The 16,106-nt window shown below is 50.6% G+C and carries 14 protein-coding genes; all 14 read left to right on the forward strand.

The genetic code is table 11. From position 1 onward, the window contains the following. The first annotated feature begins 68 nt into the window (after nt 1–68). The 14 genes from ACPYIV_RS05170 (at nt 69) to cysC (ending at nt 16,100) form a co-directional block, all read left to right on the forward strand. Nucleotides 69–1,607 carry a YjbH domain-containing protein gene (locus ACPYIV_RS05170; RefSeq protein ID WP_425885981.1) on the forward strand — a complete coding sequence of 513 codons (1,539 nt, stop codon included), beginning with the start codon at nt 69–71 and terminating at the stop codon, nt 1,605–1,607. A gap of 51 nt (nt 1,608–1,658) precedes the next feature. After that, the gene (locus ACPYIV_RS05175; protein WP_301704883.1) at nt 1,659–2,897 is read left to right on the forward strand and encodes a carboxypeptidase-like regulatory domain-containing protein; all 1,239 of its coding nucleotides are present in this window, start codon (nt 1,659–1,661) and stop codon (nt 2,895–2,897) included. Nucleotides 2,898–2,950: 53 nt separating this feature from the next. Further along, nucleotides 2,951–3,718, forward strand: coding sequence for a polysaccharide biosynthesis/export family protein (locus ACPYIV_RS05180; protein ID WP_293731743.1), 768 nt, complete (start codon nt 2,951–2,953; stop codon nt 3,716–3,718). A 12-nt stretch (nt 3,719–3,730) separates the two neighbouring features. Then, entirely contained in the window at nt 3,731–6,094 is a 2,364-nt protein-coding gene (locus ACPYIV_RS05185; protein WP_425885983.1) for a GumC family protein, read from the forward strand. Nucleotides 6,095–6,099: 5 nt separating this feature from the next. Next, nucleotides 6,100–6,822, forward strand: coding sequence for a tyrosine-protein phosphatase (locus tag ACPYIV_RS05190; RefSeq protein WP_425885985.1), 723 nt, complete (start codon nt 6,100–6,102; stop codon nt 6,820–6,822). A gap of 102 nt (nt 6,823–6,924) precedes the next feature. Beyond that, nucleotides 6,925–8,304: a cytochrome c peroxidase gene (locus tag ACPYIV_RS05195; protein ID WP_425885988.1), complete on the forward strand. Its 1,380-nt coding sequence runs from the start codon at nt 6,925–6,927 to the stop codon at nt 8,302–8,304. 43 nt (nt 8,305–8,347) lie between these two features. Beyond that, a complete protein-coding gene (locus tag ACPYIV_RS05200) occupies nt 8,348–8,809 on the forward strand; it encodes a septal ring lytic transglycosylase RlpA family protein (RefSeq protein ID WP_293731732.1) in 462 nt (153 codons plus the stop codon). A gap of 37 nt (nt 8,810–8,846) precedes the next feature. After that, nucleotides 8,847–9,524: a response regulator transcription factor gene (locus ACPYIV_RS05205; RefSeq protein WP_293731733.1), complete on the forward strand. Its 678-nt coding sequence runs from the start codon at nt 8,847–8,849 to the stop codon at nt 9,522–9,524. Beyond that, on the forward strand, nt 9,521–10,435 hold the full coding sequence (locus tag ACPYIV_RS05210; RefSeq protein ID WP_425885991.1) for a sensor histidine kinase: 915 nt from the start codon (nt 9,521–9,523) through the stop codon (nt 10,433–10,435). The genes ACPYIV_RS05205 and ACPYIV_RS05210 overlap by 4 nt, the downstream gene beginning before the upstream one ends. 398 nt (nt 10,436–10,833) lie before the next feature. Next, on the forward strand, nt 10,834–11,832 hold the full coding sequence (locus tag ACPYIV_RS05215) for a 2-hydroxyacid dehydrogenase (protein ID WP_425885993.1): 999 nt from the start codon (nt 10,834–10,836) through the stop codon (nt 11,830–11,832). Nucleotides 11,833–11,925: 93 nt separating this feature from the next. After that, nucleotides 11,926–12,792, forward strand: a complete 867-nt coding sequence (locus ACPYIV_RS05220; RefSeq protein WP_425885995.1) for a patatin-like phospholipase family protein — start codon at nt 11,926–11,928, stop codon at nt 12,790–12,792. Between the two features lie 113 nt (nt 12,793–12,905). Continuing rightward, complete coding sequence (gene cysQ / locus ACPYIV_RS05225) at nt 12,906–13,721, forward strand: 3'(2'),5'-bisphosphate nucleotidase CysQ (protein ID WP_293731744.1); 816 nt, start codon at nt 12,906–12,908, stop codon at nt 13,719–13,721. Nucleotides 13,722–13,918: 197 nt separating this feature from the next. After that, nucleotides 13,919–15,472 carry an SLC13 family permease gene (locus tag ACPYIV_RS05230; protein WP_299361378.1) on the forward strand — a complete coding sequence of 518 codons (1,554 nt, stop codon included), beginning with the start codon at nt 13,919–13,921 and terminating at the stop codon, nt 15,470–15,472. Between the two features lie 10 nt (nt 15,473–15,482). Then, entirely contained in the window at nt 15,483–16,100 is a 618-nt protein-coding gene (gene cysC / locus ACPYIV_RS05235) for an adenylyl-sulfate kinase (protein WP_301704851.1), read from the forward strand. Nucleotides 16,101–16,106: the final 6 nt, after the last annotated feature.

A 16,106-nucleotide genomic window follows, 5' to 3' on the forward strand; every position in this document is an offset into this window, starting at 1 on the left:
AGCTGAACCCGGTTGAGTCTTGATCTTTTGGTTACTTTTCCATCAAGGGAAAAGTAACAGAACAGAATATGAAACATAAAATAATAAAGCAAACCCTATTGACAATCGGCATCTCATTGTCGATCGTCAATTCTCAATTGTCAATTGCCCAACGCTCGTTGGGCGTCTCCGGTCTACTGAACATCCCATCGGCCGATATGCAGGAAGACGGTACGTTCATGACGGGAGGCAACTACCTGCCTCGGGAGATGCTACCCCGGGAGTGGGGATATAATTCGGGAAACTATTTCGTGAACCTGACATTCCTGCCGTTTATGGAGGTGGCCTACCGGTGCACGCCACTGAAAGTCAAGAGTACCGGCAAATGGAACCAGGACCGTTCGGTCTCCCTGCGCCTGCGTCCGTTGAAGGAGGGGAAGTGGTGGCCGTCGGTCGTGGTCGGTTCGAATGACTTGCTGACGACCGGCGAATTGAATCCTTTCCTGGATTCGGGAGGGAACCGTTATTTCTCTTCCGTCTATGCGGTCGGGACGAAGCATTTCGGTTTCTACGGCCATGATATCGGCGTGACGGTCGGTGGACATGTGCCCTTCCGCAGCAGGAGCGAGAATAAGGGCGTGTTCGGCGGGGTGAGCTACTGTCCGGCGTTCCTGAAACCGCTTGAGGTGATGGCGGAATATGACTCGAAGGTGGTGAATGTGGGAGTGTCGGCCCGGTTGTTCGACCATTTTTCCTTGTATGCTTATTGCTACGATTTCAAGACGGTGGCGGGCGGTCTCCGGTACGAACTGACGCCCCGGCCTCGTGCGTTTCGGTCCGATGAGGTCCGTATGCCCTGGGACGGACGGGTGGAGCTGGTGCTTTATCCGCAGATCACGTTGAACAATTCGTGGTTAGACAAGATATACGGGGCGGTGATCAATATCGCTCCGGCGGTGGAGGCGCGGCTTTGGAAAGGGGCGGTTTTCACAGGGCAGGTGATCCTGCCGGTCTGGAACAATATGGTCGGGCAGATGGACTATATCCGGGCGGGAGTGTTGACCTTGAGCCAGGAGTTCGGATTGCCCGGAGGGGTGTTCGGACGGGTGACGGTCGGTAACTTCACGAACAGCCGGATGGGGGCGGACCTGAAACTGCGTTATGCGACGCCGGACGACCGTTGGATGTTCGGCTTGGAAGGCGGTGTGACCGGATCGTCTACCTTCTACGAGGGCAAATGGCAGGTGTCGAATTGGAAGCGGGTAAGCGGGGCGGCGGAGGTCCGTTTCCGCGAAAGGCGTTTCAATATGGATTTCAACTTGGGCGTGCACCGCTATGTCTATGGCGACTACGGGGTGCGGGTGGACTGCATCCGGCATTTCGGACGGACGACGGCCGGTTTGTATGCCATGTACACGGGAGGCGAGGCGAACGGCGGTTTCCATTTTGCCGTCCCGTTGCCGCAATGGGGCAAGTCGCGCAAGGTGCGGGTGCGCCTGCCGGAATATTACCAGATGGAATATTCGGGACAGAGCGGCCTCGAATATTTCCAACGGAAACTCGGACAGGACTACGAGACCCGGCCGGATGAAAGCAACAACTTGCCGTATGACAGAAGACGTTTTTAAATCATAAATCAAGGATTTAATTTTTTATCAATATTAATATTTATCAAGAACATGAGAACGAAAAATTTGTGGAGCGCAGCGCTGGCCATAGGTCTGACTGCGACATTGAGTATGGGGTTTACGGGATGTAGTAATGATGACGAACCAACACCTGAAATCGTGACCGATAATCCTTTGGATAAAGAGGTCTACTATATTGCAGGTAAGGTGACAGACGGTTCTGCTTCCTTGGAGGGAGTAGAAGTCAGCACTTCCGGCAAGTCGGCTACGACTGCTGCCGACGGGACGTATCAGTTGGCGATGGATAAGACCGGAAACTATGTCGTCACGTTTGCAAAGGACGGATATATAGCAGTGTCGGCTGCGTCGGAGATCCCTTCGGACACACCGAAGCAAGGTAGCGTGTCCTTGTCTCAGACAATGACTTCTTCGGCTACTCCGGTGACCGTATCGGCCGACAAGGAGACGATCGTATCTGACAAACGTTCGGAAACGACCGTATTGGCCATCCCGGCAGGTGCGGTAAAGGAAGATACCGAAGTGACGGTGACCGAATACCAGAAAGGTGCGACAACCAATGCAGTCCAAGCCAGTCTTTCGACAATCAACTGTACGCCTGACGGCCTGAAGTTTGAAAAGGGCGTGGAGGTGATGGTTAAGAATGCAACCAGCAACGTGATCAGCTTTGCCGATGTAAAGCATTTCGTTGAAGAAGGAAATGCCTGGAAAGAAGTGGGGAATGCCAGTTTCGATGCAGAACGGAATGCGTATGCTTGTATCCTGGATGGTTTTTCGAACCACTCTTTTGGTCCGGCCTGTTCGATGTCTGATGGCGGCAGTTCGACGGAAAACCTGTCTGTCGTCACCATCGATAACTTAGGAAAGATGGCTGCTGCCGAGCAGGAAGTGACAGGCAAGCAGAAGATCGGTTGGGAAATCCAGGGCGACTTGAAGCAACTGTTGGGCGGTACGTTCTCCGCTTTGAGCAGTTCCGATCTCGAAAGTTTAGCAAGCCAGCTGAACGCGGCTATCACGTCTACCAAAGGTTCGGCTGCCGGTGTCGAGGAAATTCCTTTCTCCTTAGGTACGGCCAAAGTGGACGGCGACCAGAAGGTGACGATCGATATGAAGGCTAAGAAAAAACTCTCTTCTTTCTCGGTCAATTTCAACTACCAGGGCCGTACCGTTCCCTTCAGTGTGGAGATCGCAACGTATGCAGGTGTAAGCACGACGATCACGAAGGAAGGCGGAGCAAGCCATCCTGCACACGGTGGAGGCGTTGTCCAATAAGTTATAATTGTTTATTTAAATAGAAGAAAAGAAGAGTGAAAATCTGGAATTATATGTTGATGTGCGTGGTGGTACTCTGTACCTCATGCGCATCTTCCAAGAAAGTGGTTTACTTTCAGGATGTCGTCCCGCTGAAGCAGCAGGTGATCGAGCAAAAATACGAAGTGTATATCCATAACGACGATTTGCTGGCGATCATGGTGAACAGCAAGAACCCGGAACTGGCGTTGCCGTTCAATATGCCGATGGTGACCTACCAGCTGGGTAGCGAAAGCGGAGGACAGCAGCGTGTGCTGGGTTATTTAGTGGATATTAACGGAGACATCGATTTTCCGATCTTGGGTAAATTGCATGTGGCGGGGATGACGCGTTTGCAGTTGACGGATCTGATCAAACAACGTCTGATAGAGGAGGATCTGATCAAGGACCCGATCGTGACGGTACAGTTCCTGAACTACAAGGTGGCGGTGATGGGTGAAGTGAATCGTCCGGGATCGTTCAATATCTCCGGCGACCGTATCACCTTGCTGGAAGCCTTGAGTATGGCGGGCGACTTGACGATCTACGGGCGACGCGACCGGGTAGCCGTGATCCGCGAGAAAGACGGGAAGCGGACGATCCTGATGCACGATCTTCGCTCATCCGATATCTTCAACTCTCCCTGCTATTATCTGCAGCAGAACGATATCGTGTATGTCGAACCGAACAAGGCGAAAGCGGGACAGAGCGAGATCAACCAGAACAAGTCGGTGGGAGTGTGGTTGTCCGCTGCTTCGATCTTAGTTTCCATCGCGTCTCTGATTGTGACATTAACAAAGTAAAAAAGAGAAACTATGAACACAGAACAAGAAACGGACACCCGCGTGGAAGAGAGCGAATTGAACCTGGGGGACATCCTGCAAACGGTGTTGGCTAACTGGTATTGGTTTGTTCTGTCTGTCGTGGTATGTGCCGGAGCGGCATTCGTCTATTTGAAATGGACGCCTAAGGTATATACCCGGACTGCTTCGGTCTTGATCAAGGACGATGCGAAAGGAGGGGCGATGAGCGAGTCGGCTGCTTTCGAGGATCTGGGTATTTTCGGCACGAAGCGGAATGTGGATAATGAAGTGCTGGTCTTCAAATCCAGACGGTTGATGACCGAAGTGGCGCGTAACCTGCATTTAGATGTAAGCTACACGGTGAAAGACGGGCTTCGGACGGTGGAGCTGTACACGCAGTCCCCCGTACTGCTCTCTTTCCCGGATGCGGAAGAGGCACAGGCCTTTTCGTTGCAGGCGGTTCCTGTTTCCGGGAAGGAAGTGGTGTTGTCCGGTTTCACCCTCGGCGGACAGGAGGTTTCGGACAACGAGCCGATGAAGGTGGCGCTGAACGATACGGTCACGACGCCTGTCGGAAGAGTGGTGGTGGTCCCGTCGCTTTATTACGGCGACAAGTATTTCAATACGACCGTGCAGGTGACGAAATCGCCGTTGCAGGATGTGGCGCTTCGCTTCCAGAGCGGCTTGCAGGCTACTTTGGCGAGCAAGACGGCTACGATCATCAACCTGACGCTCCAGGATGTTTCCATCCCGCGTGCGGAGGATGTGATCAACACGCTGATCTCCGTCTACAATACTGACGCGATTAACGACAAGAATCAGATCGTGATGAACACTTCCAACTTTATCAACGACCGTCTGATCGTCATCGAGAAGGAATTGGGGGATGTGGATTCGGATATCGAGTCGTACAAACGGGAACACCAACTGACGGACATCTCGTCCGAGACGGGCATGTACCTGCAGACGTCCAGCCAGTATCGCCAGGAGGGATTGAGCTTGGAGAACCAGTTGAGCTTGGCTAAATATATCAAGAACTACCTGACGGACCCCGGCAAGAACTCGGACCTGATCCCGGCGAACACGGGCATATCGGATGTGAACATCGAGTCGCAGATCGGGGAGTTCAACGAGATGTTACTGAAACGCGACAAGCTGATCAGCAACAGCAGTAGTAAGAACCCGGTGGTGCAGGACCTGAACAATTCGTTGATCGCGATGAAACAGACCATCATCCGTTCGGTGGATAACCTGATCGTCGGCCTGAACATCAAGATCAAGAATATCCGGGCGCAGGAGGAACAGACGAGCCGCCGCATCTCGGCCGTGCCGACCCAGCAGAAGGAGGTTCTTTCGGTGGAACGCCGACAGAAGATCAAGGAAGAGCTGTATCTCTACCTGTTGAACAAGCGCGAGGAGAACGAGCTGACGCAGCGGATGACGGAAAGCAACGCCCGTATCATCGACCCGGCAGCGGGAAGCAATGCACCGGTCGCTCCGAAGGCGATGATGATCTTGTTGGCTTCTGTCGTGTTAGGATGCGCGATACCGGCCGGTGTCCTGTGGCTGTTGATGGTCAGCGATACGAAGGTACGCTCGCGGAAGGATGTGGAGGGGGTACTCTCCGTGCCGTTCTTGGGCGAGATACCGATGCGCGACAAGAAGGACAAGAACGAAGTGGTGGTGCATGAGAACGGCCGCGACTCGGTTTCGGAGGCGTTCCGTATCGTGCGTACCAATATGGACTTCATGCGGGTGAAGGAGAAGAACATGCAGGTGGTGATGTTCACCTCGTTCAATCCTGGAGCCGGCAAGACGTTCGTGTCCATCAATCTGGCGATGAGCTTCGCCCTCACGCACAAGAAGGTCGTCTTGGTCGACCTCGATATACGTAAGGGTACCCTTAGCTCCCATGTCCAGGTATCGGACATGGGTGTGACCAATTACCTTTCCGGTCGTATCGATAACATCGACGAGATCATCCGGAAAGGGGAGCTGTACGACAAGCTGGATATCATCCATGCCGGTCCCGTTCCGCCCAACCCGGCCGAACTCTTGTTGAGCGACCGGTTGGAGGCTTTGATCGCCGAGCTGCGTGGGCGGTATGATTATATTATCTTAGACAACGTCCCGGCGGGAGTGGTTGCCGATGCAGTGATTGTCAACCGGGTGGCCGACCTGACGATCTATGTCGTCCGTGCGGGCAAGATGGACCGCCGTGTCCTTCCCGAAGTGGAGAAGCTCTACCGGGAAGGCAAATTGCGTAACATGAGCTTGATCCTGAACGGGACGGTCTACAAACATGGCGCGTATGGCTACCATTACGGGTATGGCTACGGTTACGGATATGGTTACGAACAACGTAAAAATAAGTAAAAAAGATGTTTTCCCTACTTTTTCCGAAGAAGAACGCGGTTCACACCGATTTATTGAGAGGGACGGCAGATGTGCATTCACATCTGCTGCCCGGTGTGGACGACGGTGTGCAGAGCGTCAACGATATGTGGGCGGCTCTGAAATCGATGCAGGAGGCAGGTGTGGAACGTGTTTTCCTGACTCCTCATGTGATGGCGGACCTGCCCGACAACCGGCGCAGTTTTCTGCAGGACCATTTTGCTTGCATGAAAAAACTTGTCCCGGAAGGGGTCGAGTTGAGGTTGGCGGCTGAGTATATGCTGGATGCCGGCTTCCGTTTGCAGATGGCGGACGGGTTGTTGACGTATGCGGATAGGCAGGTCTTAGTCGAGACTTCCTATCTCTCGCCGCCTCCCGACTACCTGAACTTGCTTTACGAGCTGAGGCTGGAGGGCTACACGCCTGTCCTGGCTCATCTGGAGCGGTATATGTATATGACGAAGGAGGATTATTTCCGGCTGAAGGACAAAGGCTACAAGTTCCAGCTGAATCTGTTTTCCCTTGCCGGCGTGTATGGCGCCCGTCCTGCCAAATATGCCGCATACCTGATGAAGGAGGGTTTCTACGACTACGCCGGTTCCGACCTGCATCATCCCGACGACTACAAAAGAAACCTCGCACGGCTGAAACTATCGGGCAAAATGTTCGACAGTCTCAGGAAGGTGTTGGAGAATAACAAGAGGCTATAGTTTTTATTTATCGTTCCATAGATAAAACTGATGGACTTTCTACATACCACTTGATTATTCTGCCTATCTTTGCATTTAACAAATCTAAATAAACCAATAATTATGCTTAACACTATTCTTTGTAAGAGGACGGCATTACCTTTAGGGCTGCTTTCATTGGCTCTGGTTCTGCCATCGTGTGGTTCTTCCGAATACAAGAAGTATGCGGATAACCAGGCAAAACAGGTTGCTTCCATCCTTCGTGAGAACGGATGTATGCAATGTCATTCGGCTACGGCGGCGCTTCCTTTCTACGGTAATCTTCCCCTGATCGGCCCGACTGTGAAGGCGGATATGCAGGAAGGTACACGCTATTTAGACCTGACGGCAATGCTGGAGGCACTCGACAATGGCAAACTCGTTTCCGAGGCCGATCTGGCCAAGGTGGAAGATGCCGCTCTCTCCGGTTCCATGCCTCCCGCCAAATATTCGCATATGCCGATGCACTGGGGTACGACCCTCGATAGCGACGAAAAGGCTGTCTTGCTTTCCTGGGCGAAGGAGGTCCGTAAGAAAAACTATTCGACACCTACCGTCGCCGAAGAATTCGCCAACGAGCCTGTACAACCGTTGATGGCCTCCATCCCGACTGATCCGGCAAAGGTGGCTTTAGGCTTCGATCTTTATCACGACACCCGTCTTTCCGGCGATAACACGATCTCGTGTGCTACCTGCCACGGGTTGGCTACTGCCGGTGTGGACCGTAAACAATATTCCGAAGGTATAGACGGACAGTTCGGTGGTGTGAATGCCCCGACCGTGTATAATTCGGCTTTGAATATCCTCCAGTTCTGGGACGGCCGTGCTGCCGACCTGAAGGAACAGGCTGCCGGGCCTCCTTTGAACCCGGTTGAAATGGGAAGCCTTTCGTTCGACGATATTTCAGCCAAGCTGGCGGAAGACAAAGAATTGAGCAAGCGTTTCCTCGAAGTTTATCCGGAAGGGTTCAACCAGTCTACAATCACCGACGCTATCGCCGAGTTTGAAAAGACGTTGCTCACGCCGAGCCGTTTCGACAAGTACCTGATGGGCGACAAGACAGCCCTGACTGCCGAAGAAGTTGCCGGCTACGAATTATTTAAGGAAAATAAATGCGCTACCTGCCATACGGGTGTGAACATCGGCGGACAGTCCTTCGAATATATGGGGATCAAGGATAACTATTTCGATTATCGCGGCACGGGGCTGACGGACGGTGACAACGGACGTTATTCCGTTACGAAGAACGAGCAGGACCGCCATCGTTTCAAGACTCCGACCCTGCGTAACGTGATGCTTACCACGCCGTATATGCACGACGGTTCGATCGCGACGGTCGAAGATGCTATCCGCATCATGCACCAGTTCCAAATCGGTAAGGACATTTCGGACGCGGATACCAAGAGTATCGTAGCGTTTCTGAACACGCTCACCGGAGAATATAAAGGTGAGCTGCTACAATAAAATCGAGAGCTTTACGTTATTGTAAAGTAAAACGATAACGTGTATGCCCTTCCGTCTGGTACATATCCTCCTCCTCCTGGCCGCTTTTGCGGGCACAGGGGAAGTGTGGAGCCAGGAGGAAGGGCTTGCTTCTTATTACCACAACCGTTTCCACGGGCGTAAGGCTGCCAGTGGCTGGGTCCATGATGCGGACGAGCTGGTCGCGGCTCACCGAACCTATCCCTTCGGCACTTTCCTCCGTGTCACCAACCTGGCCAATATGAAGCGGGTGATCGTCTGTGTCACCGACCGCGGGCCTTTCCGTAAGGGCCGTATCATCGATGTCTCTGTCGGTGCGGCAGAACTTTTAGGCTTTAAGAAAAAAGGTCTTGCCCGTGTCCGCATCGAGGTTGTTCCCGGCAAAATGGATCTTAGCATGCTCGACCTTCTCTATCCCCAAATCCCTTTTTTAGAAGTAGACCATCTTCGGGTGAGGCCGCCTTACAGGATCGATATGAACAAATGATTTCCTATATTTGTAGCCCCATACACAAAAATATGCAATGGCAAAGATTTTATTAGTAGAAGATGAAATAAACATCGCCTCCTTTATCGAGCGGGGTTTGCAGGAGTTCGGGCATGAAGTCCGTGTGGCCAATGACGGGCAAGCCGGCTGGGAGTTGGTTCAGCGGGAGGATTTCCAATTGTTGATACTCGACATCATCATGCCGAAGATGAACGGCCTGCAACTCTGTAAGCAATATCGGCAGGCGCATGGTTACCAGTCGCCCGTTATCATGCTGACCGCTTTAGGGACGACTGATGATATCGTGAACGGCTTGGATGCCGGTGCCGACGACTATTTAGTGAAACCTTTCAGCTTCCAGGAACTGGAAGCCCGTATCAAAGCCCTTTTGCGGCGTACGGGGGCGGAGCCTGCCGTACCGGTCCTGAGTTGTGGCGACCTGACGCTCGATCCGTCCAGCCACCGGGCGATCCGTGGCAAGGTGGTGATCGACCTGACTGTGAAGGAATACCGTTTGCTCGAATATCTGATCCGGAACCAGGGGGTGGCACAGAGTCGCCTGACCTTGCTGAAAAATGTCTGGGATAAGAATTTCGATACGAATACGAATGTGGTGGATGTCTATGTCAATTACCTGCGCAGTAAGATCGATAAGGATTTCGACCACAAACTGATCCGCACCGTAGTAGGAGTGGGCTATATGATGGAAGCATGAAGACCGGAAATAAGATAGCGCTTTTCTATACAGCTATCACGATCAGTATTATAACGGTGGTGACAGGCGTTTTCTATTTCGTGGCGACCAACTATATCAGCCGCCTCTATTATTCCTATCTGACGGAGAAAGCCGCCTCGGCAGCTGAACTCTTATATCAGTACGGCGAGGATATCCAGCAGCGGATCGGCTGGTTGCTGTTAGGGATGCTGCTGATCAGTGCCGTATTGGTCTATTTCGTCGGCCGTCTGTATGCAACCCGTATGGTCGACCGTATCGATGCGGCTTACCAGAGTGAGAAGTCTTTCATCAGTAATGCCTCCCATGAGTTGAATAACCCGCTCACGGCTATCCAGGGGGAATGCGAGATCAGCTTGTTGAAGGAACGTACGCCGGCCGAATACCAGGCTGCTTTGGGACGTATCGCCTCTGAAACGAAACGCATCATCCAACTGATGAAGAACCTGCTCTTTCTCTCTCACGGGGATAAGGAAATTTTGAAGAATGCACGTGAAACGGTTTTATTGGCCGACTTCCTGATGCAGTTCGTGGGTAATCGTGTTCGCTTCACAACCGATCATTTCGCTTTTGTCATCGAGGCGAATCCGCATCTGCTAAAGATTGCTATCGGCAACATCTTGAATAACGCTTGTAAATATTCGGGGGAAGCGCCTGTCGAGATGCGCCTGAAAGGTTCTGTACTGACAATTACGGATACGGGTATCGGCATTCCGGAAGAAGAGATCGCCCGTGTGTATCAGCCTTTCTATCGTGCTTCCAATACGAGGGAGTTCGCCGGGCATGGTATCGGACTCAGTCTTTCCATGCGTATCCTGAGAAGTTACGGGGCGGAAATCACGATTACGTCCGAGGTCGGGAAGGGGACGACGGTGGAAATCGAATTTCCGTAAGTTTTAGACTGATTATCGGAGGTATAATGACTGAAGAAATCAATAGGCGGATGTTGTACTTATTGGGCCTTTTGCATTTGTATTAATAATCGTGATAGATGTAGTCAAGTAAAAAAGGAGGATTGAACGATGGCTTTTATTATATCTTTTTGTGCAATGTCGATAGCGGCAATATTGATACCGCTTTATTTCGTTTATCAAGATAATAAGCGTAAAGTAGCCGCAGGTAAAAAAGGACAGTCTTCAAAGGAAGGCTGAACGATATACTTCATTATAAAAACTATGTATGGGCAGAGGTCCGGTTAAGCACTCTTTAGCCGGACCTTTCCTTTTCTGCTACCCACCTCTTCCTCGCAACATTCAGGCCGTTTTGATTGTTAGATATAAAAACAAATAATATGGCATACAAAATTGCATTTTTTGGAGCTAAGCCGTACGATATAGCTTCATTCGACAAAGTAAATGAAAAGTACAATTACGACATACGTTACTACAAAGGACATTTGAATCCGAACAATGTAGTACTGACGCAAGATACTGACGCGGTCTGTATCTTTGTCAACGACACCGCCGATGCCGACGTGATCGATGCGATGGTGAACAATGGTGTCAAGCTGTTGGCCCTTCGTTGTGCCGGTTTTAATAATGTGGACCTGAAAGCGGCCAAAGGAAAGTTGCCGGTCGTGCGTGTACCGGCCTATTCGCCTTACGCTGTAGCCGAATATTCGCTTGCCCTGATGCTGTCGCTGAACCGGAAGATACACCGTGCTTATTGGCGTACGCGAGACGGTAATTTCTCGCTGAACGGTCTGATAGGGTTCGATATGCACGGCAAGACGATCGGTATTATCGGCACAGGAAAGATCGCCAAGATCCTGATCCGTCTCTTGAAAGGGTTCGGAATGCGTATTCTGGCTTATGACCTTTATCCCGACATGAAGTTTGCCGAAGAGGAAGGCATTTCTTATGTGACGTTAGACGAGCTGTATCGCGAGTCGGATATCATCTCTTTGCATTGTCCGCTGACCGATCAGACAAAATATATGATCGACAAAGATTCCATCGACAAGATGAAGAAAGGCGTAATGATCATTAATACAGGCCGGGGCCAACTGATCAATACAAACGACCTGATCGAAGGTCTGAAGGAAAAGAAGATCGCGGCGGCCGGTCTGGATGTGTACGAGGAGGAGGGCGAATACTTCTATGAAGACAAGTCTGATAAAATTATCGACGATGATGTATTGGCCCGTCTGCTTTCTTTTAATAATGTGATAGTTACTTCGCATCAGGCTTTTTTCACGAAGGAGGCTCTGTATAATATTGCAGAGACGACCCTTCAGAATATCGACGATTTCCGCCATCATCGTCCTTTGGTGAACGAAGTTATTTTGTAAAAAGACTATGTTTATATCGCTGATTTATTATATTTTTGTGGCCATTGTCCGGTGTGAGCCAGGCAATGGCTATTATTTTTATGGTAAACAGATATGGAAATAGACAATCGCACAGGTCTGGTGCTTGAAGGAGGAGGGATGCGAGCCATCTTTACCGTCGGGGTACTGGACTGTTTTATGGATCATGACATTTGGTTCCCTTATACGATCGGTGTGTCCGCAGGGGCGAGCAACGGCATTTCGTATGCCTCCCGGCAGCGCGGGCGTTCCCGTTTCAGCAATATCGAACTGTTGGAAAAATATGATTATATCGGTTTCAGGCATTTCCTGCGGGGGCGGGGATATATCGATATGAAATACCTTTTCTATATTTATCCGGAGAAATATTATCCGCTCGATTATGAGACGTATTTCAAGTCACCGAACCGCTTCGTCATGGTCACCAGCAATTGCCTGACCGGTGAAGCCGAGTATTTCGAGGAGAAGCAGGATGCGGAGCGTTTAGTCGATATTTGTTGTGCCTCCTGCACGCTTCCTGTGCTTTGTCCGGTGACGTATGTCGACGGCGTCCCGATGGTCGACGGAGGTGTATGCGACGCCATTCCCATCCGGCATGCCATCGACGACGGTTTCCATAAGAACGTGATTATCCTGACCCGCAACAAAGGTTACCGGAAGGAAGAAAAGGATTTCTGGTTGCCCGGCTTCATCTACCGCCGATATCCCGCTATCCGGAAGCAACTGAAACTGCGCTATCGCAACTATAACGAAGTGCTGGATTATATCGACGAGCTGGAAGCAAAAGGAGACGCGATCGTTATCCGTCCGCAAAAGAAAATGGAAGTAGGCCGCACCACCAACGACCGTAAGAAGTTGTCCGCCCTCTATGACGAAGGCTATGCCATCGGCCGATCCATCGTAGAAAACAACCGGTTCGATTTCAAAACACCGGTGATTTGAATTCAAAACATATATGTTTTGAGCATCGGATGAAAATGAAGACTTTAAAATTCGGATTATTCGAAGAAATTCCCTACATTTGTATATTAACACACTAAAAGATGCAAGTGATGATGAATAATTATGCAAACTACCTGTATATAGCTATTCGCGCCGCCCTCGATGCAGGCAAAGCGATCATGGATATTTATACCGATCCGGGGTCTGATTTCGGTATTGAACGTAAAGCTGATAATTCCCCCTTGACAAAAGCCGACAAGAAAGCCCATCAGATTATTTCGATGGCACTGTCCGTGACGCCGTTTCCGGTGTTGAGCGAGGAAGGGAAGGAAATCCCTTTTGCCGAACGTTCTGCCTGGGATATGCTTTGGATCGTGGACCCGTTAGACGGGACGAAAGAGTTTATCAAGAAGAACGGCGAATTTACGGTTAATATCGCCTTAGTGAAAGAAGGGGTTCCGGTATTAGGAGTGATCTATGTCCCGGTACGGAAAGAGTTGTATTTCGCGGCAGATTCTGTAGGAGCTTTCAAGCTGGCCGGGATAGACAGCGGATACCAGCCTTCGATGGACGAGATACGGGAGAAAGCCGCCCGCCTGCCCATGTCGATGGGGCATCAGGGGGTCGTGGTGGTCGCTTCGCGTTCGCACCAGACGGAAGAGACGACAGCTTTTATCGAAAATCTTCGTAAGCAGGGACAGCCGGTAACGTTGATTAGTAGTGGCAGCAGCCTAAAGATCTGTTTAGTAGCGGAAGGAACGGCCGATGTATATCCGCGTTTCGCTCCGACGATGGAGTGGGATACAGCCGCCGGCCATGCGATTGCACGGGCAGCCGGATGCGATGTTTATCATATCGATGGCAAAACATCTTTAAAGTATAATAAGGAAGATCTCCATAACCCGTGGTTCATTGTCAAGCCTATCTGACAAGTGTTTGTTCCGTTTGCTGAAACTTTTGGTCTGTAAGTAAGATAATCCCTAAAATAGGTTATCGTAGTGAGATTAGATTTAATATTCTTACTACATTTGCACCTTAACTAAACAATTGGCAATGGACAATGGACAATTATTAGTCTTTGTTTTTCAATTGTCAATTGTCAATTATCAATTGTCAATTTGAAAGAATGAACTTTGAAATAATATTTGTATTGCTGGCGTTGGTCGGCATGATAACGGCGTTGATATGGGATGGACTGAGGCCCGGGATGGTGTTACTCACGGTTGTAGTGCTATTCCTCTGTGTAGGAATATTGACGCCGAAGGAAATGCTCGAAGGCTTTAGTAATAGGGGAATGATAACCGTTGGGATGCTTTTTCTGGTAAGCGAGGGCATTCGCCAGAGCGGAGCATTGGGACAGCTTATAAAGAAGTTGTTGCCGGAAGGAAAGACTACTGTTTTCAAGGCGCAGTTCCGTATGCTTCCGCCGATTGCTTTCATCTCTGCTTTTCTGAACAACACGCCTGTTGTCGTTATTTTCGCCCCTATTATCAAGCGCTGGGCGGAGTCGGTCAAGTTGCCGGCGACGAAATTCTTGATTCCTCTTTCGTATGTGACCATTCTGGGCGGTATCTGTACCTTGATCGGCACGTCGACCAACTTAGTCGTGCATGGTATGATCCTCGAAGCCGGATATGAAGGGTTCACGATGTTCGAGCTTGGAAAGGTCGGTATCTTCATAGCACTGGCCGGTATTATTTACCTGTTCATCTTTTCAAATAAACTGCTGCCTGACTCCCGGACAGATCGCTACGAGGAAGAGGAGGAAGACGGTAATCCCGGTAACCTGCATCGGGTGGAAGCGGTGTTAGGCTCCCGTTTTCCGGGTATCAACAAGACATTGGGCGAGTTCAACTTTACCCGCCATTACGGTGCGATCGTGAAAGAAGTGAAGAGCGGGGGACAACGTTTTACCCGCGATCTCGATAAGGTGACGTTGCACGAAGGCGATACGCTGGTTCTCTGGGCGGACGATACGTTCGTACCTACCTGGGGCGAATCCAGCGTTTTCCTTTTGTTAGCCAACGGCACGGACGGTACGGAGCCGGTTTCCCGTACGAAACGCTGGCTGGCGCTGGGCTTGCTGATTTTTATGATCGTAGGGGCCACGGTAGGGGAGTTGCCTGCGGTGAAAGAGGCGTTCCCGGAAATCCGTCTGGACATGTTCTTCTTTGTCTGTATCACGACAATCATTATGGCGTGGACCAAAATTTTCCCCCCGAAAAAGTATACCAAATATATATCCTGGGATATTCTGATCACGATCGCCTGTGCCTTCGCAATCAGTAAGGCGATGGAAAACTCGGGCTTTGCAACCCTGATCGCCCGCCATATTATCGGAATGGCTCATAATATCGGCCCGTATGCTTTGTTGGCGATCCTTTTTATTATCACCAATGTCTTTACGGAGCTGATTACGAACAATGCGGCTGCTGCGCTTAGTTTCCCGATCGCTTTGTCGGTCGCTACACAGTTGGGTGTGGACCCGACCCCGTTCTTCGTGGTGATCTGTATGGCTGCATCTGCCAGCTTCAGCACGCCGATCGGCTATCAGACCAATCTGATCGTGCAAGGTATCGGCGGTTATAAGTTCACGGACTTCGTGAAAATCGGTTTACCTCTTAACTTAATCACTTTTTTGATCTCGGTATTCGTGATACCGATGATCTGGAAATTCTAAACAGTTGACAATGGAAGAAAAGCAAACTAACATTTATCCTATTTTCGATAGGATGATGACGAGGGAGGATAAGGAGCGTTTGTTGAAACAACGCAGTGTGATGGTGTGGTTTACCGGGCTGAGTGGCTCCGGGAAGAGTACGGTGGCGATAGCACTTGAGCGCGAGTTGCACAAGTGCGGTTTGCTGTGCCGCATCCTGGACGGCGATAATATCCGTAGCGGGATCAACAACAATCTCGGTTTCTCGGCCGAAGACCGTATAGAGAATATCCGCCGTATCGCCGAAGTGAGCAAACTTTTTATCGATACTGGTATTATCACGATAGCAGCTTTTATCAGCCCGAATAACGATTTGAGGGAAATGGCGGCATCCATTATCGGGAAAGAGAACTTTCTGGAAATATATATCAGTACTCCGATCGAAGAGTGCGAGCGGCGCGATGTCAAAGGGTTGTATGCGAAGGCACGCAGGGGCGAGATCAAGGATTTCACGGGTGTTTCCGCTCCCTTCGAAGCTCCCGGGCATCCGGACCTGACGTTGGACACTTCCGTGTTGAGCTTAGAGGAATCCGTCCACAAGCTGATGGACCTGATCATTCCGAAAGTAACCGTTGCAAGACAATCATAAATAAGT

This window comes from Parabacteroides vesiculifaciens (assembly GCF_049860805.1).
Lineage (GTDB): Bacteria > Bacteroidota > Bacteroidia > Bacteroidales > Tannerellaceae > Parabacteroides.